The following is a 17445-nucleotide window of genomic DNA, read 5'->3' on the forward strand; positions in this document are numbered from 1 at the left end:
CAATGACTCGAACGCAGGGGTCAGAACGCGCTCCAGTCGTCATCGCCGCCGGCCGCGGCGACGGCCGGCCGCGCTGCGGGCCGGTTTGCCGCGCTGTTTGCGGCGCTGTTTGCGGCACTGCTTGCGGCGCCGTTTGCCGGCTTGCCTGCGCGCGCACCGGCAGGCCGGGGCGGCGCCGTGGTGCGCGTGCCACGGCTCGCGCCGGCGCTGGCGGGCGTAGCCGGCGCAGTATATGCCGGCGCTTTCGCCGTGGCCCTTGCAGCGGTGCTGGCTGCCGCCGCCGGTGCCGCCGCGGCGCCGACCGTGAACACCGAGACCACGTTCTTCAGCTTCTGCGCCTGCTCTTCCAGCGCGCCAGCCGCCGCCGCGGCCTCTTCGACCAGCGCGGCGTTCTGCTGCGTCACCTGGTCCATCTGGGTCACGGCCTGGCTGACCTGCTCGATGCCGCTGGTCTGCTCCTGCGAGGCGGCGCCGATCTCGCTCATGATGTCCGTGACCCGGCGCACCGCCTGCACGATCTCGCCCATGGTCTGGCCGGCTTCGGCCACCAGGCGGGTGCCGCTCTCCACGCGCTGGCCAGACTCGCTGATCAGCGCCTCGATCTCCTTGGCGGCCGAGGCCGAGCGTTGCGCCAGGCTGCGCACCTCGCCCGCCACCACGGCAAAGCCGCGCCCCTGCTCGCCGGCGCGGGCGGCTTCCACCGCGGCATTGAGCGCCAGGATATTGGTCTGGAAGGCAATGCCCTCGATCACGCTGATGATTTCCACCACCTTGCGCGAGGCACCGTTGATCTCGTTCATGGTATCGACCACACGGCCCACCACCTCGCCGCCCTTGAGCGCGATCTGCGAGGCCTCGCCCGCCAGCACGCCGGCCTGGCGCGCATTGTCGGCATTCTGGCGCACCACCGTGGTCAGCTCTTCCATGCTCGCGGCGGTTTCCTCCAGCGACGAGGCCTGTTCCTCGGTGCGCTGCGACAGGTCGAGGTTGCCGGTGGAAATCTGCTGCGTGGCCGACGCCATCGAATCCGCGCCGCTGCGCACCTCGGCGACGATGCCCGACAGGCTCGATTGCATCGCGGCCAGCGCCTGCATCATGCGCCCGATCTCGTTCTTCGAGATGCTGGTGATGCGCGCGGTCAGGTCGCCGCGGGCGATGCGCTCGAACACCGCCAGCGCCTCTTGCACCGGCGCGACGATGGCGCGGTTCAGCGTGACCGTGCACAGCGCGGCAATCGCCAGGCCCAGCACCATCATCACGATCGACAGCATGCGGATGCGCGCAAAACGGGCCTGCGCCGCGCCGAAATTAGCCTCGCCCGCCGCCATCTGGAACTTCTGCAGCTTCTCGTGCGCGCTCGACATGCTGCGTTGCAGGTCAGGCAGCACCTTCTTGGCCAGCCGCACCGCCTCTTCCTGGTTACCCGCCAGCGAGGCCGCCTGCAGCGGCAGCACGCCCTGCTCCATGAACGCCTGGCGCTGCTTGCCCAGTTCCGTTGCCAGGGCTTTTTCCTCGGCATTCTGCGGCAGGCTCAGATAGCGCTTCCATGCCGCCTCCGACGCCTCCACGAACACCCGCGAGCGGTCTACGTTGACCTTGGGATCGTCCTGCTCGCCCTGCATCACGTTGCGGTCCAGCGCCAGGCGCATGCGTGTGGTCGCCAGCATCGCGTCGCTGAGCGCGATGGTCGAGCCAAGCTGGTTGGCATAGGTTTCCTTGAGCGCGTCGTTGCTCTGCGAGATGCCGTACAGGCCGGCGCCGCCGACCAGCAACAGCAGCAGCGACAGGATTCCCATGGCGCCCCGTAGCAGGGTCTTGATCTGAATATTGTTGTGGAAGGACATGATGAAATAAGACTCTGGCAATCCGCGGGACACACCCCTTGCCCCGGTCCGGCAGGATCGTTGCCGCATTGATCCGCCCTGCCCGGATAACGGCGCGGCCCCCTCATCCTTGAGTCGCTGCCCGGCGCGCACGGTTATGGTGAATCGGCGATAAACGCCATGTCGGATATCAGCCACGTAGGGAGCTTTGGCTGGCAGGTATGGCCTGAAATGGGGTTGCCGCCTGTCCGTAAATGCCAGGACGATTAATGTCATGGCCGGTATCCGCACACAACGACGACAGGCGGGGCGGTAGCGAATACCGCCCGGATTTCGGCACCGCTGCCCACCTCTCAGTCCCGCCAGCGCGCGGCAAAATCCGCGGCGACTCGCCCTGACACTGAAAGTTCACACAATTATCAGCAGCAAGAATTTTCGCAAAAACCGTCCGGGATTACGCGACCGGGATTTGCAGCCGGCATCCGGCCCGTTATAATTGTTTTCAGCATTTACCCCGCCCACCAGCGCACCCAGCGCAATTCAATCACCGGAAACCGAGGACGCAATGGCGACGTATCAGGAAATCGTTCAGAAAATCAGCGAACTGCAGAAGCAAGCCGAGGAAATCAAGGCACGCGAACAATCCGCCGTGATCGCCGATATTCGCGAGAAAATCGAGCAATATGGCCTGACCGCGGAAGACCTGGGTTTTGGCGCGAAGGCCCCGGCCGGCAAGAAGGCGGTCAACCGCAAGGTGCCGGTGCGTTATCGCGACAACGCCGGCAATACCTGGACCGGCCGCGGCAAGCGTCCGGGCTGGCTGACCCAGGCCCTGGCCCAGGGCAAATCGGTGGAAGACTTCCTGATCCGCTAAAGCGCGCGATCCGGCAGACGGCAAAACGCCACGGAGACATCCGTGGCGTTTTTGTTTTGCGCGGCGGAAAACCTGGCCGGGGTCAGGCGTCGAAGCCGTGCGGGTTCATCGACTGCCAGCGCCATGAGTCCTGGCACATGCGGTCGAGGTCGTGCTGCGCGCGCCAGCCCAGCAGTTCGTTGGCCAGCGCCGGGTCGGCATAGCAGGCGGCGATATCGCCCGGGCGCCGCGCCACGATCTGGTACGGCACCGGCCTGCCGCTGGCGCGCTGGTAAGCCTGCACCACCTCCAGCACGCTGTAGCCGCGCCCGGTGCCCAGGTTCACGGTCATGCCGCGGCCCTGTTGGCGCAGATAATTAAGCGCCGCCAGGTGGCCGTCGGCCAGGTCGCAGACGTGGATATAGTCGCGCACCCCGGTGCCGTCCACGGTGGGGTAATCGCCGCCGAATACCATCAGTTGCTCGCGGCGCCCGCCTGCCACCTGCGCCACATAAGGCATCAGGTTGTTGGGAATGCCGCGCGGATCTTCGCCGATCAGGCCGCTCTCATGCGCGCCCACCGGATTGAAATAACGCAGGTAGGCAATGCGCCATGCCGGATCCGATTTTTCCAGGTCGCGCAGGATTTGCTCGCCCATCAGCTTGGTCTGGCCATAGGGGTTGGTCGCCGACAACGGGAAATCTTCCAGGATCGGCACGGTGTGGGGATTGCCATAAACCGTGGCCGAAGAACTGAACACCAGTTGTTTCACCCCGGCCGCGCCCATTGCCGCGCACACCGTCAGCAGGCCGTCGAGGTTGTTGCTGTAATAGGCCAGCGGCTGGCTGACCGATTCGCCCACCGCCTTGAGCGCGGCAAAATGAATCACCGCGCTGATGCGGTGTTCGGCAAAGAGCCGGTCCAGCAGCGCGCGGTCGCGCACGTCGCCCTGCACGAAATGCGGGGCCTGGCCGGTAATGGTGGCGAGCCGCTCGATCACGGCCGGGCTGCTGTTGCACAGATTATCCAGGCCGATCACGTGGTAGCCGGCATTGAGCAGCGCGACCCAGGTATGCGAGGCGATATAGCCGGTGGCACCGGTCAGCAGCAGGGTTTCAGGCATGGGTATTGGCGTCGATCGATTCGGTTCAGCGTTTTGCGGATGGCAGCCGGAGCGCGGTGTGCACGATAAATAACTTGATTGCCCCACCCGGCACGGGAAGGTACCTATTATCCACGATGCGCCATGGCGCCCCGCCAGCCGCCCCTGCTTACGGCGTCAGTCAGAGGCCGCGGAAGCCGGCGCCACCAGCCCCGCCCGCGCCTGCCAGGCTTCATATGCTGCCCGCAACCGCCAGCCCGATTCCAGGTCGCGCATGCCCAGGCACTGCGCCACCTCGGCGGGCGCCGTGCCGGCCTCGAAATGCATGGCCGCGCAGGTATTGCGCAGGGTCTGCGGCGACGCGCGTTCGCTGCGCCCGGCAAGCACGCCGGCTTCATCCAGCAGGATTTCCACGCGCCGGTAGACCGACGCGGCATGCATCGGCCGTCCCGTCGGCATGGCCGGAAACACCAGGCTGCCGAGGGTGCCGGAGGTCTCGCGCAGCGCCAGCCAGGCACGCAGCGGCGCATGTGCCAGCGGGAACAGCGGCACCGTGTAGGCGCGGCCGTTGTCCGGGCGCACCATGCGCAGCGCCATCCGCCCGGGCGCGCCATCGGCGATCACGTCGATGCGCAGCGCGCGCGCCTCGGCCACCTTCAGGCCGCCGCCGAGCAGCACGGCCAGCAGCGCCGCGTCGCGCGCGCGCTTCCATTGCGTCGGCGACGCCGCGGCGCCGGTGTCGCCGGCCGGCGCGCCGGCCGGGCCGAGGATGCGCGCCACCAGCAGGTCGCGCTCGCCGGGCAGCAGGAAGGCGGTGGGATCGTTCTCGCCCTCGGCCAGATGGGCGCGCACCGCCTGGCTGCCGGGGTTGTGCATGCCCTCGCGCAAGCGTGACAGGTGGTGGAACACCCGTTCGATCAGCCGCGCATAGCGGTAGCGGTGCGACTTGTGCAGCTGCTGCGCGTCCAGGAATTCGCCGATCTGCTCGGCGGACCAGCTCAGCGGCGGCAGGCCGCGCTCGGCCGACCAGCGCAGCAGCTTGCCCCACATGGCGCGGTAGACCACGCTGGTGCCGTGGCGAAAACCGTGCTGCGCCAGCCAGCCGTCGAACGCGCGCTCGGGGTGGTCGCGCCAGGCGGCCAGGTCGGCATCGAACAAGGCCGCCTGCTCGAGCTGAGCGGCACTGGGCTTGGTGGTCACGGACTCTCCTGCTCTCCCGCATCAGGCCGGCGGCCGGCGGACGATCCCGACTATTGTAGACAACGCGTCACTGCGCGCCGCCGGACACGTATCGAGCTTGCAGCGGGCCATGCGGCGTGCTACCTTTCGATCCACTATGCAACTGGTTGCATAGAGTTTGTATATGACCGGAACGAGATCGCAGCAACCTACCGCGCCCCGCCAGGAGACCCCGTGACCACTGCCCTGCTCCCCGCCGCCCAGGCTTCGCTCGACGCCTGGCACCAGATGATCGCCACCCAGTCCATGGCCGGGCTCGATGCCATCGTCGCCGATGACGTGGTGTTCCGCTCGCCGGTCGCGCACACGCCGTACCCCGGCCGCGCCGCCATCGCGCTGGTGCTGACCACGGTGAACCAGGTGTTCCAGGACTTCCGCTACCACCGCAGCTTTGTCAGCGAGGACGGCCACAGCGTGGTGCTGGAGTTCAGCGCCAGCGTGGACGGCAAGGCGCTCAAGGGCATCGACATGATCCGTTTCGACGACGCCGGCCGGATTGCAGAGTTCGAGGTCATGGTGCGCCCGCGCTCCGGCCTGGAGGCGCTGGCCGCCGCCATGGCCGCGCGCCTGGCCAGCCAGAAACACCTGCTGACCGGCGCCGCCTGACGCGCGCCAGCCGACAGCGCCACCGCATCGCTTCACCGAATCCATCGGAATTACCCAGGAGACTTCCCCATGGCCCTTCCCGTCCAGCTTCAGAACCGGCTTTCGCTGCCGGTGGTGTGCTCGCCGCTGTTCATCATCTCCAACCCCGACCTGGTCATCGCCCAGTGCAAGGCCGGCGTGGTCGGCTCGTTCCCCGCGCTGAACGCGCGCCCCGCGCCCAAGCTGGAGGAATGGCTGGACCGCATCACCACGGAGCTGGCGGCGCACGACGCGAAGCACCCGGAGCGCCCGTCGGCACCGTTCGCGGTCAACCAGATCGTGCACAAGTCCAACGACCGGCTCGAGCATGACCTGGAACTGTGCGTGCGCTACAAGGTGCCGATCGTGATCACGTCGCTGGGGGCGCGCAAGGAAGTCAACGACGCGGTCCACTCGTACGGCGGCATCGTGCTGCATGACGTCATCAACAATACCTTCGCGCGCAAGGCGATCGAAAAGGGCGCGGACGGCCTGGTGGCCGTGGCCGCCGGCGCGGGCGGCCATGCCGGCACGCTGTCGCCGTTCGCGCTGCTGCACGAGATCCGCGAATGGTTCGACGGCCCGCTGCTGCTGTCGGGCGCCATCTCCAGCGGCGACGCCATCCTGGCCGCGCAGGCCGCCGGCGCCGACCTGGCCTATATCGGCTCGGCCTTTATCGCCACGCATGAGGCCAACGCGCAGGACGGCTACAAGCAGATGATCGTCGACAGCAATGCCAACGACATCGTGTATTCCAACCTGTTTACCGGCGTGCACGGCAACTACCTGCGCGGCAGCATCGAGCGCGCCGGGCTGGACCCCAACGCGCTGCCGGAATCGGACCCGTCGAAGATGAATTTCGGTTCGACCAGCGTGAAGGCGTGGAAGGATATCTGGGGCGCTGGCCAGGGCGTCGGCGCGATCAAGCGCGTGGTGCCCGCCGCCGAGCTGGTGCGCCGCTTTGCCGAGGAATACGCGCTGGCGCGCCGCCGCCTGGGCCTGGGCGAAGCCAGCCCGGCCGGCACGCGCGCGGTCGACCTGGCCTGAGCGCGCAGGCCCTTGCGCCGGCGCTACAGCAGCGGCAGCAGGGCCTCGCCCCAGGCCACCCAGTCGGTTTCGAAGCGGATCCCGCGCTGCAGCAGCGTATAGCGCAGTTGTTGCGCGCGGTCCATGTCCGGCGCCGAGAAATCGCGCCGCTCGATGGCCAGGTAGGTCTCGAGACGGGCGCGGTGCAGCGCGATCAACCGCCGCATCTCGTCGCCCAGGCCGAGCGGCCCGATCACCGCATCGGCGCGCAGCTTGACCAGGATCTCCTCGCGCTGGTCCAGGCCCGCGCCCGGCGCCAGCACCCAGCGCGCCAGTTCATCACGGCCCGCGGGCAACACGCGGTAGACCTTCTTGCGGTTGCGCCGGTCGGACCCACCCTCGTTTTCGGCGCCGTCGCTTTCATCGGCGGCAATCCACCCGTTGTCCGCCATGCGGCCCAGTTCGCGATAGATCTGCTGGTGCGTGGCATGCCAGAAATAGCCGATGGAGCGGTCGAAGCGCCGCGCCAGCTCGTAGCCGGACGAAGGCTTTTCGATCAGGGAGATCAACAAGGCGTGCTGGGTCGACATGCGTCTGCTGGGCGCGGGGATGATCGGAGTGGATGCGGACAGCGCAGCGTGCCGGCAGGCGCGCCGGTCACCGCACTTTCAAAAACTGGCGCTATGGTAGCGCAATGCCGGGCCGGTACCCGAAAGGCGCCGCGCAATATGGCGGGGAACGATATATTCGTCGATTTTGTCAGTTAAGAAATTTCCCGCCAGACAGAATTAAAAAACGCTGAATGGCATTTCCGGCCGATGTGCCATACATTCCATACATTGAAGCTGTGCGAGCAAAAACGATCCGCCCCCGGCCGCACCATGTAGAACTTTGGAGTGTGTCCATGACCGGAAGAATCCTGCTAGCCGAAGACCGCGACGTGCCCTGGGAGGCCGCCGCGCGCCCGCTCGGCCTGCTGGCGCCATTGCACGAAAAGGCCCCAGTCTATTACCGGCTGCCCGATACGCCTGACGGGCACCATATCAAGGAATATCCCAGCGGCCTGCGCCAGCTGGTGCGTTTTGTCGGCGTCGAAGAACAGGTCGTCAAATACAACCTGAGCTGATCCGCGCCACTGTTTTCCTGTGGTTGTCTCCTCCGAGCCCGATCCTGCGGGCAGGGACTTGAACCCGCGAACTTCGCGGGTTTTTTCTTGGCGTGACGGTATCGGCGCGTGCCGGCCTCAGAGCTGCGGCGCACGGCAGGCCGCACCGCCGCCATTGGCTGCCTCCGGCATGCCGAACACGGCTCGCGCCCCGCACTGCGAACCGAACATGCGCGCCTGGTCGTGCCCGACGCCCACGACTTCATACGCCTGGTGGCGAATGACCAGGCCCGGGCCGGCGAGGTAGCGCTCGTAGCGCAGGTAGCCGCGCGCACGCTGCAGCCGCGTGGGGCCCTCGGCCTCGGCGCCGCACGATTTGTCCAGCACGCGGTGGTTGGGATCGTTGTCCTCGGTGCCGGCCAGATAGGTGACCTCGCGCCCGGCATAGCGCCGGCACAACGCCATGCCGTCGGCGCCTTTGGCATACGGCACCATGTCCTGCATGCCGTAGCGGTATTTGTCGTAGTCCGGGCAGCGGGCCTGGTCATACGGCGCGAACGACTTGCCGTCGGCGCCAGCCGGCCGCACCGGCGTGAAATACAGATACGACGACGGATTGGCCACGACATAGCGCAGGTCGATGCCGCCGGCGCGGATGCGCTCGTCGACATTGTTGAGCACCGCGTAGCGGTGCACGATCTGCGCGCCGCCGGAGTGGCCGGCCACCGTCACCTTGCGCACCTGCGGCAACCGCGCCTTGTCGGTGAAAAACGCGAGCAGGTCGTCCAGCACCTGCAGCGAGCTAACGCGAGCCGGCCCCTCGACCGCATCCTCGCCGCTGATCCAGCCCTGCACCGACCAGTGCGGCATGCCGGCAAAGCCTTTGTTCCCGTCCGGCGTGCCGGCAAAATTCGGCGCGACCAGCAGCACCTCGTCCGGGTTGCGGCCGCTGGCCTTCAGCAGTGCCGCGCCGGCGGCATAGTAATCATCGCCGTTGCGCTGCAAGCCATGCTGGACCAGCACGACTTCGCGGATGCTTGACAGGTCGCCGTCGAGCCGGTGGTTGGCATAGACGGGGAAGTCATAGCCGGCGCCAAGATGCACGCGCTGCCACTGCGCGGGAGCGGCGGCCTTGCCCGCGACGGGCGGCGCTGCCGGCGTACCGGCGCAGCCGGCCAGCAGCGCGAGGGCGGCGGCGGCCAGGGCGCGTGCCAGATGCGCACGGATGGGCTGCGGGTGGGCGATCGATGGCGTCATGGCGGGTGGTCTCCGGTTGGCATGCCGGCGATGGTAGGCCAGTGGCGCGCGGCATGGCAACGCCCGCCGCGCCGCCATGCTGCCTTACGCGAGCCGCGCGGCCAGCGCCGCCACGTCGGGCCAGGTCACGCGCCGCACCATCACGCGCAGGCCGGGTCCATGGAAATCGTCCTCGAACGGTTCCGACTCCGTGCCGCCCAGCCGCTGGTAGAACTCGCGCGCCTGCGTATTGGCCTCCAGCACATAGAGGAACAGCGGCTGCCCCGGCCAGCCTTGCGCAACGCGTTGCGCGCAATGCGCCAGCAACCGCTTGCCGAGTCCCTGGCCATGGTAGCCCGGCAGGACATGCAGGTTGTCCAGGTAAATGCCGAAGCGCGAGTCGGCCTGCGGCAGCAGGCAGGCAAAGCCGGCGGTCACGCCGTCGACCAGCGCCAGCGTGACCTCGGCCGGGCCATCGGCGCCGTCGTGCATACGCGCGCGCCAGGCCGCCAGGCGTTCGGGGAAGGCCTGCACGCGCAGGTAAGCGTCCGGCAGCATGCCGGGATAGGTGTGCTGCCAGCTGGCGGCGTGCATGGCGGCAAGCCGGTCGGCATCGGCGGCGGTGGCAGGTATCAGCGCAATATCGGGCATGGGACGAGACCAGGAAGGCACAGCGGCATCCGTGCCTGGGTGCAGGGGCGCGCGGCAAGCGCCCATTGTGCCCGCGACATGCCAAAGCTTGCAAAAGGCGCAGGAAGGGTTTGCAATCGGGGGCCCCGGTACACCCGGCATTCCCTTGCGCGCCGCCGCGGCAGCGGGAACGAAGGTTGCAGCAAGCCGGGCAAGCTCTGCCAAGCAAAAGGAAGCCTTATGTACATGGTCTACTGGTCCGAAGCCCTCGGCACCGGACTGACGCCGCATGCGCAGTCTTTCCCCAGCGATGCCATGCGCGAAGCGCTGCGCTTTACCGAGGCGCTGCGCCAGCGCCAGCACGCGGGCGAGCCGGTCAGCTTTGTCACGCTGTGCTCGGAAAACCCCGACTCGGTCGGCCGTGCCGGGGCGGCCGATCCGCCGCCCGACTACGAATGGAGAAAGCGGCGGCCCTGATCCGGTGGGCGGCGGCCCGGTCAGGCCCGCCCCGCCGCCGGCCGCAGCGCCGCGCGCACCACGAAGGCCATCACAACTGCAAACAGCAGCATTGCCGCCAGGAAGTACAGCCCGGCCGCAAGGCTGCCGGTGGCGTCCTTGATCACGCCGATGCCATAGGGGCCGAAGTAGCCGCCCAGATTGGCCAGCGAGTTGATGGTGGCGATGCCCACCGCGGCGCTGGCGCCGGTGAGGAATTCGCCGGGCAGCGCCCACACCACGGCCTGGATCGAATAGATCGAGAACGCGGTCAGGCAGATAAACAGGAACTGCAGCACCGGCGACTGCACCCAGGCGCTCAGCGCCATGGTGATCGCTGCCATCCCCGACACCACCACGATGTGGCCGTAGCGCTCGCCCTTGCGGTCCGAGTGGCGCGGCACCAGGTACAGGCCGACCACGGCGAACAGGTAGGGCACCGCTGACAGCAGGCCGGTCATGGCATCGGTCACGCCGAACTGCTTGATGATGGTCGGCAGCCACAGCGACAGCCCGTAGATGCTCAGCGGGAACGGCAGGAACAGCAGCGACAGCAGCAGCACGCGCTTGTCCTTGAGCGCCTGCAGCGGGTTGCCGTGCGGCTTGAGCGCATAGGCGGCCTGGTCGGCGGCGAGTTCGCGCTCGATCCAGGCGCGCTCGGCCGGTGCCAGCCATGCGGCGCTGGCGGGCGACTCCGGCAGGATGCGCAGCGTCGGCAGGCACAGCAGCACCGCCGGCAGGCCGCTCAGCACAAACAGCGTCTGCCAGTTGGACATGCCGAGCAGCCCCTGCGTCGACAGCACCAGCCCGGCAATCGGTCCGGTAATGATCAGCGCGATCGGCTGGGCCAGCACCAGCAGTCCGATGATGCGCGCGCGATGGCGCATCGGGAACCACTTGGTCAGGAAGTACAGGATGCCCGGATACAGGCCGGCTTCGGCCGCGCCCAGCAGGAAGCGCAGCACGTAGAAGCTGTGCGCGCCCTGCGTGAACGCCATCGCCATGGTGATCACGCCCCAGGTGAACAGGATGCGCGCAAACCAGCGGCGCGCGCCGAAGCGTTCCAGCGCCAGGTTGCTCGGCACCTCGCACAGGAAATAGCCGATAAAGAACAAACCCGCGCCCAGGCCATAGGCCGCATCGCTGATGCCGATGGCCGCGTTCATGTGCAGCTTGGCGAAGCCGACCACCGAGCGGTCGATATACGCCACCACGTAGATCAGCGCCAGGAACGGGATCAGCCGGCGCACCAGCATGCCGATGATGCGGGTCTCTTCCTGCGCCTGTGCGCCGGTTTCCTTTCCTGGGACGGCGCGCGCCAGCGGCGCGGTCTGTGTGCCTTGCATGGCTAGTCTCCTCTGTTCTTGTAAGGGGTCGCGCGCGCGCCGCCGGGGCCGCGCGCCTTCAATGTAATCGGGTCGATCAGTGCGAGTGGCGCGGCACCTCGCGTCCGCGGCAGCCGACCAGGAAGTCGAGGTCGCAGCCCTCGTCGGCCTGCAGCACGTGGTTGACGTAGAGCTTGCGATAGCCGCCGTCGGCAGGCGCCTGCAGCGGCTGCACGTCGGCCATGCGGCGTTCGAACTCGGCGGGATCGATATCCAGGTGCAGGCGCCCGGCCTCGCAGTCCAGCTCGATCCAGTCGCCGTCGCGCACGATTGCCAGCGGCCCGCCGGCGGCAGCTTCCGGTGCCACGTGCAGGACCACGGTGCCGTAGGCGGTGCCGCTCATGCGTGCATCGGAAATGCGCACCATGTCCTTGATGCCCTGGCGAAGCAGCTTCGGCGGCAGGCCCATATTGCCTACCTCCGCCATGCCCGGGTAGCCGCGCGGTCCGCAGCGCTTGAGCACCAGCACCGAGTTCTCGTCAACGTCGAGCGACTCGTCGACGATGCGTTCCTTGTAATGCTCCAGGTTCTCGAACACCACCGCGCGGCCGCGGTGGCGCAGCAGCCTGGGCGTCGCCGCCGACGGCTTGAGCACGGCGCCGCGCGGCGACAGGTTGCCGCGCAGGATGCGGATGCTGCCGTCGCGGATCAGCGGCTGGTCCAGCGGGCGGATGACTTCGTCGTTGGTGATCGGCGCATCCCTGACGTTGTCCCAGATCGCCTTGCCGTTGACGGTCAGCGCGCCCGGATGCGGCAGCAGGCCGGCCTCGCCCATGCGGCGCAGCACCGCGGGCAGGCCACCGGCGTAGTAGAACTCTTCCATCAGGAAGCGGCCCGACGGCATCAGGTCGACGATGGTCGGCGTATCGCGCCCCACGTTGCTCCAGTCTTCCAGCTCGAGCGGCACGCCGATGCGGCCGGCAATCGCCTTCAGGTGGATCACGGCGTTGGTCGAACCGCCGATCGCGGCATTGACGCGGATCGCGTTCTCGAATGCCTCGCGCGTCAGGATCTTCGACAGCGTCAGGTCCTCGCGCGCCATCTCGACGATGCGGATGCCGGACATGTGCGCCAGCACATAGCGGCGCGAATCGACCGCCGGGATCGCGGCATTGTGCGGCAGCGAGGTGCCCAGCGCCTCGGCCATGCAGGCCATGGTCGAGGCGGTGCCCATGGTATTGCAGGTGCCGGCCGAGCGCGACATGCCGGCCTCGGCCGACAGGAACTGGTGCAGGTTGATCTCGCCCGCCTTGAGCGATTCATGCAGCTGCCACACCGCGGTGCCCGAGCCGATGTCCTTGCCGTCGAGCTTGCCGTTGAGCATCGGCCCGCCGGTGACGACAATGGCCGGCACGTCGCAGCTGGCCGCGCCCATCAGCAGCGCGGGCGTGGTCTTGTCGCAGCCGGTCAGCAGCACCACCGCATCGATGGGGTTGCCGCGGATCGCTTCTTCCACGTCCATCGCGGCCAGGTTGCGCGTCAGCATCGCGGTCGGGCGAAGGTTGGATTCGCCGTTGGAGAACACCGGGAATTCGACCGGGAAGCCGCCGGCTTCATACACGCCGCGCTTGACGTGCTCGGCCAGCTTGCGGAAGTGGGCGTTGCATGGCGTGAGTTCCGACCACGTGTTGCAGATGCCGATCACCGGGCGCCCGTCGAAGGCGTGGTCGGGAATGCCCTGGTTCTTCATCCAGCTGCGATACATGAAGCCGTTCTTGTCGGCGGTGCCGAACCACGCCGTCGAGCGCAGCGGCTTGCGTTGCTTGTCCTTGGAATCCGACATGTTGTTCCTGGTGCGAGGGGCCGCCGGGGCCCGGCGGCGAAGATGGCAGGGACGACGGATCCAGCGGCATCGCATCATGGCGGCGCAACCAGGCTGTCTCCGTTCGTTGTTATTTGTCGGACGGAGTGTATGCAGCTGGCCGATATGCTACTAATGAAGAGTTCGGCATTTGCCATATCGATATCGGCATTGGTACTTACCCTATGGAAGCCCCCATCTTTTCTGACACGGCTGATGCGGTCCCCGCGCCACCCGCCTGGCACAACCACACCCGCCTCAAGACGCGCCAGCTGCTGCTATTGCTGGCCGTCGCCGACGAAGGCAGCATCCACCGCGCGGCGGAAAGGCTGGCGATGACGCAGCCGGCCGCTTCCAAGCTGCTGCGCGAGCTGGAGGAGATGCTGTCGGTACCGCTGTTCGAGCGCCTGCCGCGCGGCATGGCGCCGACCGACTATGGCCGCGCGATGATCCGGCATGCGCGCGCGGTGATCGGCAGCCTGAACCAGGCGCGCGAGGAAGTGCTGGCGCTGAAGGCGGGCCGGCTCGGCCATGTGGCGATCGGCGCGATCACCTCGCCAGGCGTGCGGCTGCTGCCGCCGGCGATCGCGCGGGTGAAGGCAAGCTATCCGGGATTGCGGGTCTCGGTGGAGATCGACAACAGCAACGTGCTGCTCGACCGGCTCGGGCAGGAAAAGCTCGACATGGTGGTCGCGCGGCTGTTTCCCGAACACGACAAAGGCCGGCTGCGCTACGAGCCGATGGCGGAAGAGCCGGTCTGCGCCGTGGTGCGCCCCGGCCACCCGATGCTGGCGGCGCCCGCCCTGGCGCTGGCCGACACCACCGACGCCGCCTGGCTGATCCCGCCGGCCGGCACGGTGCTGCGCCACCGCTTCGAGCTGATGTTCCAGCGCGCCAGCCTGGCGCCGCCGACCAACGTGGTGGAAACCGCCGCGCTGCTGTTCCTGACGCGCATGGTGACGCAGTCAGACATGATCGCGGTGCTGACGGCGGATGTCGCGCAATACTACGCGGCGTTCGGCATGGTGGAAGTGCTGCCGATGGCCATGCCCTGTCATATGGACGACTTCGGCCTGATCACGCCGACCGACCGGCTGATGTCGCCCGGCGCACTGCTGGTTGCGGATGCGTTGCGCGAAACGGCTCTGCGCATCTACGGCAGGTAGTTCCAGTGCTGGTGCCAGCGCCGGTCATCCCTGCCCGCTCTCGCGCGCCGCGATCCGGCGCCTGATGGTCTCGTCGAACCAGCGGTCCATCATCGCCTTTTCATAGCGCAGCCTGTCGCCCTGGCTGTAGACGTTGACGCCCATGTTGAAGGCCTGGTCAGAGATGCGCTGCTCGCCGCTGCCGATCACCGCACCGTCGCTGCCGCGCAGTGCATAGCGCAGCGTCATGCGCGGCCAGGTGACGTCGCGCACGATGCGGACGTCATAGCCGCGCACGCGCCATGGCTCGAAATGTCCCGCGAGATCGATATCCAGCACCTCGATATTCAGCGCATAGCCCTGCGGCAGGTAGCGCGCGGCCAGCTCGTCGAAGTGGCGGCGGATATCGTTCATCACCTGCGCGCGCTCGCGGTCGCTGCCGTACGGGCTGCGGTAGGCGGCATCGGTGTAGGTGTCGGGATGGGGGAAGGAAACTGTCAGCGTTCCGGCAGGCGGCGCGGCGAAGGCATGGATGGCACCGATGGCACACATCAGGCCCATGGGCGCCGCGCAGGCGGCCAGCAGACGGCGGGATCTGGCCATGGCGAACTCCAGGACAAGGGCAACTGCACCCTTGATGCCTCTTGATTGTAGTGCGCCACGGCCAGTCAGCCAGCCAGTTAGCCGGTCAGCCGATGATGTTGAACTGGCTGAAGTATTCCTCGTTCAGTTCCAGCCCCAGCCCCGGCAGGTTGTCGTCAAGCTGCAGGTAGCCGTTGTCCGGCGCGGGGTCGCCCTTGAAGATGTAGTAGAACAGCTCGTTGCCGACCTCGACGTCGTGCACCGGGAAGTACTCGGCCATCGGCGACGCGGTCGACGCCATGGTCAGGTGGTAGTTGTGCATCTGCCCGGCGTGCGGGATCACCGGCACCGACCAGGCCTCGGCCATCGCATTGATCTTCTGTGCCGCGGTGATGCCGCCGACGCGGTTGGTGTCGTACTGGATCACGTCGACCGCGCGGCGCTCCAGCAGGTCCTTGAAGCCGTACGAGGTGAACTCGTGCTCGCCGCCGGAGATCGGGAACGGGCTCGCCTTCTTCAGCTCGACATAGCCTTCGATATCGTCGGCGATCACGGGCTCTTCGAGCCAGCGGGGATTGAACTCGGCCAGGCGCGGCAGCATGCGGCGCGCGTATTCGAGCGTCCAGCCCATGTAGCATTCCAGCATGATGTCGACACCGTCGCCGACCAGCTCGCGCAGCAAGCGCACCTGCTCGATGTTCTTCTGCATGCCCGCGGGGCCGTCCTTGGGGCCGTAGCCGAAGCGCATCTTCATCGCGGTAAAGCCCTGGTCCAGGTAGCCCTGCGCTTCGGCCAGGAAGGCATCGCGGTCGTCGTTGTTGTAGAGCTTGGAGGCGTAGCACCAGATCTTTTCCTTGGTGCGTCCGCCCAGCAGCTTGAACACCGGCTTGCCCACGGCCTTGCCCATCAGGTCCCACAGCGCGATATCGACCGCCGAAATCGCCGCCATGCCGATGCCCTTGCGGCCCCAGGCGTGGGTGCGGCGGTACATCTTCTGCCACAGGTATTCGTTGTCGAACGGGTCCTGGCCGATCACCACCGGGGCCAGGTACTGGTCGACGATCTGCTTGGCCACGCGCGGCGCCAGCGCGCAGTTGCCGATGCCGACCAGGCCGGTATCGGTCTCGATCTCGACCACCATCCAGCCGTGGAAGCGGAACGAGCCCATGGCGTCGCCGCGCTCGAACAGGATGTCGGTGGCGTTGGTGCAGAAGTGCGCCTGCGGCGGCACGGTCTTGCCCTTCCATTCGAAGACGCGGGCGCGGACGTTGGTGATCTTCAATTTCAGCTCCTGATGGCGATGCGTTGGCACGAACGCTCCCCGGCCGCACCGGGGGGCGGTCATGCTGTGATCCGGTATGGATAAGAGTGGCTAGGCTTGTGCGGCGGCGCGCCGTTGCGCACCCATGCGGCAGGCGATCTGGAACGCCTGCAGCGTGGCGCCGGGATCGGCGCGGCCCTGCTGCGTGATGTCGAACGCGGTGCCGTGCGCCGGCGTGGTGATCGGCACCGGCAGCCCGCCCTGCACCGTCACGCCGCGCGAGAAGCCCATCAGCTTGATGCCGATCTGTCCCTGGTCGTGGTACATGGTGACGATGGCGTCGAACTGCCGCTGCGACGGCCCGCCCTGCACCTTCAGGAAGATGGTGTCGGCCGGGAACGGGCCGTCGGCATTCACGCCACGCTCGCGCGCCGCGGCGACGGCCGGGGCAATCACATCGATCTCTTCGCGGCCGAAGGCACCGTTGTCGCCGTTGTGCGGGTTCAGGCCGCATACCGCGATGCGCGGGCTCGCCATGCCGGCGCGGCGCAGCGCCTGGTCGATCAGGTCGATGGCGGCGCCGACGCGTTCCGGCGTGATCATCGCCGGCACGTCCTTGAGCGCGATGTGCGAGGTCACGCGCGAAGTCCACAGGCCGTCGAGCACGTTGAATTCGCAGAAATCGCCACTGTAGCCAAGCTGCTCGGCGAACCAGTGCAGCTCGTCGCTGTGGGCCATGCCGGCGGCGTGCAGCGAACTCTTGTTCAGCGGCCCGAACAGGATCGCATCGGCCTGTCCGGCCTGCGCCAGCTCCAGTGCCAACGCCAGCGTGCCCAGGCTGTAGCGCCCGCCTTCGGCGCTGGCCACGCCACGCGCATACACCGGGTTTTCGGGCAACTGCCAGTGGTACAGGCGCGGCTGGCCGTCGGTGGCGAACGCCGGCACATCGGTCTCGGCCACTGCCAGTTCAACCCCGGCGACCTGCATGCCGTGGCGCCATTCGGCGCGGTCAGCGATCAGCAGGATCTCGGCCTGCGCGGCGGTGCCGGCATCGGCCAGCAGCCTGGCGATCAGTTCGGGACCGATGCCGGCGGGGTCGCCCAGCACCATGGCGATTCTTGGACGGGAATGCATGAGG

The 17445-nt window shown here is 67.5% G+C and carries 17 protein-coding genes; 6 read left to right on the forward strand and 11 right to left on the reverse strand.

Annotated features, from left to right (window positions below; genetic code table 11):
- Positions 1-20: 20 nt before the first annotated feature.
- Entirely contained in the window at positions 21-1844 is a 1824-nt protein-coding gene (locus GA0116996_RS22785) for a methyl-accepting chemotaxis protein (RefSeq protein WP_092316125.1), read from the reverse strand.
- Positions 1845-2388: 544 nt separating this feature from the next.
- Between GA0116996_RS22785 and GA0116996_RS22790 the strand changes: the two genes are divergently transcribed.
- Positions 2389-2697, forward strand: a complete 309-nt coding sequence (locus GA0116996_RS22790) for an H-NS histone family protein (RefSeq protein ID WP_092316127.1) — start codon at positions 2389-2391, stop codon at positions 2695-2697.
- Between the two features lie 82 nt (positions 2698-2779).
- On the opposite strand, the gene galE is transcribed toward GA0116996_RS22790, so the two are convergent.
- Both galE and GA0116996_RS22800 read right to left on the reverse strand, forming a co-directional pair.
- On the reverse strand, positions 2780-3799 hold the full coding sequence (gene galE, locus GA0116996_RS22795) for a UDP-glucose 4-epimerase GalE (protein WP_092316129.1): 1020 nt from the start codon (positions 3797-3799) through the stop codon (positions 2780-2782).
- Positions 3800-3955: 156 nt separating this feature from the next.
- Positions 3956-4978 carry a tyrosine-type recombinase/integrase gene (locus GA0116996_RS22800; RefSeq protein WP_092316131.1) on the reverse strand — a complete coding sequence of 341 codons (1023 nt, stop codon included), beginning with the start codon at positions 4976-4978 and terminating at the stop codon, positions 3956-3958.
- A 213-nt stretch (positions 4979-5191) separates the two neighbouring features.
- Between GA0116996_RS22800 and GA0116996_RS22805 the strand changes: the two genes are divergently transcribed.
- Together GA0116996_RS22805 and GA0116996_RS22810 are read left to right on the forward strand one after the other, a co-directional pair.
- A complete protein-coding gene (locus GA0116996_RS22805) occupies positions 5192-5623 on the forward strand; it encodes a nuclear transport factor 2 family protein (RefSeq protein ID WP_092316133.1) in 432 nt (143 codons plus the stop codon).
- A gap of 69 nt (positions 5624-5692) precedes the next feature.
- Positions 5693-6688, forward strand: coding sequence for an NAD(P)H-dependent flavin oxidoreductase (locus tag GA0116996_RS22810; protein ID WP_092316135.1), 996 nt, complete (start codon positions 5693-5695; stop codon positions 6686-6688).
- Between the two features lie 23 nt (positions 6689-6711).
- Here GA0116996_RS22810 and GA0116996_RS22815 read toward each other — a convergent pair whose 3' ends face one another.
- Positions 6712-7257, reverse strand: a complete 546-nt coding sequence (locus GA0116996_RS22815) for a PadR family transcriptional regulator (RefSeq protein WP_092316137.1) — start codon at positions 7255-7257, stop codon at positions 6712-6714.
- Between the two features lie 314 nt (positions 7258-7571).
- On the opposite strand from GA0116996_RS22815, the gene GA0116996_RS22820 reads away from it, so the two are divergent.
- Positions 7572-7793: a hypothetical protein gene (locus tag GA0116996_RS22820; RefSeq protein ID WP_092316139.1), complete on the forward strand. Its 222-nt coding sequence runs from the start codon at positions 7572-7574 to the stop codon at positions 7791-7793.
- Between the two features lie 117 nt (positions 7794-7910).
- On the opposite strand, the gene GA0116996_RS22825 is transcribed toward GA0116996_RS22820, so the two are convergent.
- Both GA0116996_RS22825 and GA0116996_RS22830 read right to left on the reverse strand, forming a co-directional pair.
- Positions 7911-9029, reverse strand: coding sequence for a hypothetical protein (locus GA0116996_RS22825; RefSeq protein ID WP_092316141.1), 1119 nt, complete (start codon positions 9027-9029; stop codon positions 7911-7913).
- An 84-nt stretch (positions 9030-9113) separates the two neighbouring features.
- Positions 9114-9659, reverse strand: a complete 546-nt coding sequence (locus tag GA0116996_RS22830) for a GNAT family N-acetyltransferase (RefSeq protein WP_092316143.1) — start codon at positions 9657-9659, stop codon at positions 9114-9116.
- A 219-nt stretch (positions 9660-9878) separates the two neighbouring features.
- Here GA0116996_RS22830 and GA0116996_RS22835 point away from each other — a divergent pair, with 219 nt between their 5' ends.
- Positions 9879-10115, forward strand: coding sequence for a hypothetical protein (locus GA0116996_RS22835; protein WP_092316145.1), 237 nt, complete (start codon positions 9879-9881; stop codon positions 10113-10115).
- A gap of 20 nt (positions 10116-10135) precedes the next feature.
- On the opposite strand, the gene GA0116996_RS22840 is transcribed toward GA0116996_RS22835, so the two are convergent.
- Complete coding sequence (locus tag GA0116996_RS22840) at positions 10136-11479, reverse strand: MFS transporter (RefSeq protein ID WP_092316147.1); 1344 nt, start codon at positions 11477-11479, stop codon at positions 10136-10138.
- A 76-nt stretch (positions 11480-11555) separates the two neighbouring features.
- Positions 11556-13301 (reverse strand): IlvD/Edd family dehydratase, encoded by a 1746-nt coding sequence (locus tag GA0116996_RS22845; protein WP_092316149.1) that lies wholly within the window; start codon positions 13299-13301, stop codon positions 11556-11558.
- Between the two features lie 203 nt (positions 13302-13504).
- Here GA0116996_RS22845 and GA0116996_RS22850 point away from each other — a divergent pair, with 203 nt between their 5' ends.
- The gene (locus GA0116996_RS22850; protein WP_208601268.1) at positions 13505-14485 is read left to right on the forward strand and encodes a LysR family transcriptional regulator; all 981 of its coding nucleotides are present in this window, start codon (positions 13505-13507) and stop codon (positions 14483-14485) included.
- 24 nt (positions 14486-14509) lie between these two features.
- On the opposite strand, the gene GA0116996_RS22855 is transcribed toward GA0116996_RS22850, so the two are convergent.
- The 3 genes from GA0116996_RS22855 to GA0116996_RS22865 form a co-directional block, all read right to left on the reverse strand.
- Positions 14510-15067 (reverse strand): DUF3016 domain-containing protein, encoded by a 558-nt coding sequence (locus tag GA0116996_RS22855; RefSeq protein ID WP_092316151.1) that lies wholly within the window; start codon positions 15065-15067, stop codon positions 14510-14512.
- A gap of 85 nt (positions 15068-15152) precedes the next feature.
- Positions 15153-16328, reverse strand: a complete 1176-nt coding sequence (locus tag GA0116996_RS22860) for an L-rhamnonate dehydratase (RefSeq protein ID WP_092316153.1) — start codon at positions 16326-16328, stop codon at positions 15153-15155.
- 90 nt (positions 16329-16418) lie between these two features.
- Positions 16419-17441, reverse strand: coding sequence for a 4-hydroxythreonine-4-phosphate dehydrogenase PdxA (locus GA0116996_RS22865; protein WP_092316155.1), 1023 nt, complete (start codon positions 17439-17441; stop codon positions 16419-16421).
- Positions 17442-17445: the final 4 nt, after the last annotated feature.

The sequence above is a fragment of the Cupriavidus alkaliphilus genome, assembly GCF_900094595.1.
Lineage (GTDB): Bacteria > Pseudomonadota > Gammaproteobacteria > Burkholderiales > Burkholderiaceae > Cupriavidus > Cupriavidus alkaliphilus.

What these genes read in the sequence shown, in the direction of transcription:
- GA0116996_RS22865 (WP_092316155.1), bottom strand. Translation starts at nt 17,441, where the DNA reads ATGCATTCCCGTCCAAGAATCGCCATGGTGCTGGGCGACCCCGCCGGC.
- GA0116996_RS22790 (WP_092316127.1), top strand. Translation starts at nt 2,389, where the DNA reads ATGGCGACGTATCAGGAAATCGTTCAGAAAATCAGCGAACTGCAGAAG.
- GA0116996_RS22825 (WP_092316141.1), bottom strand. Translation starts at nt 9,029, where the DNA reads ATGACGCCATCGATCGCCCACCCGCAGCCCATCCGTGCGCATCTGGCA.
- GA0116996_RS22785 (WP_092316125.1), bottom strand. Translation starts at nt 1,844, where the DNA reads ATGTCCTTCCACAACAATATTCAGATCAAGACCCTGCTACGGGGCGCC.
- GA0116996_RS22855 (WP_092316151.1), bottom strand. Translation starts at nt 15,067, where the DNA reads ATGGCCAGATCCCGCCGTCTGCTGGCCGCCTGCGCGGCGCCCATGGGC.
- GA0116996_RS22820 (WP_092316139.1), top strand. Translation starts at nt 7,572, where the DNA reads ATGACCGGAAGAATCCTGCTAGCCGAAGACCGCGACGTGCCCTGGGAG.
- galE (WP_092316129.1), bottom strand. Translation starts at nt 3,799, where the DNA reads ATGCCTGAAACCCTGCTGCTGACCGGTGCCACCGGCTATATCGCCTCG.
- GA0116996_RS22815 (WP_092316137.1), bottom strand. Translation starts at nt 7,257, where the DNA reads ATGTCGACCCAGCACGCCTTGTTGATCTCCCTGATCGAAAAGCCTTCG.
- GA0116996_RS22840 (WP_092316147.1), bottom strand. Translation starts at nt 11,479, where the DNA reads ATGCAAGGCACACAGACCGCGCCGCTGGCGCGCGCCGTCCCAGGAAAG.
- GA0116996_RS22850 (WP_208601268.1), top strand. Translation starts at nt 13,505, where the DNA reads ATGGAAGCCCCCATCTTTTCTGACACGGCTGATGCGGTCCCCGCGCCA.
- GA0116996_RS22845 (WP_092316149.1), bottom strand. Translation starts at nt 13,301, where the DNA reads ATGTCGGATTCCAAGGACAAGCAACGCAAGCCGCTGCGCTCGACGGCG.
- GA0116996_RS22810 (WP_092316135.1), top strand. Translation starts at nt 5,693, where the DNA reads ATGGCCCTTCCCGTCCAGCTTCAGAACCGGCTTTCGCTGCCGGTGGTG.
- GA0116996_RS22835 (WP_092316145.1), top strand. Translation starts at nt 9,879, where the DNA reads ATGTACATGGTCTACTGGTCCGAAGCCCTCGGCACCGGACTGACGCCG.
- GA0116996_RS22830 (WP_092316143.1), bottom strand. Translation starts at nt 9,659, where the DNA reads ATGCCCGATATTGCGCTGATACCTGCCACCGCCGCCGATGCCGACCGG.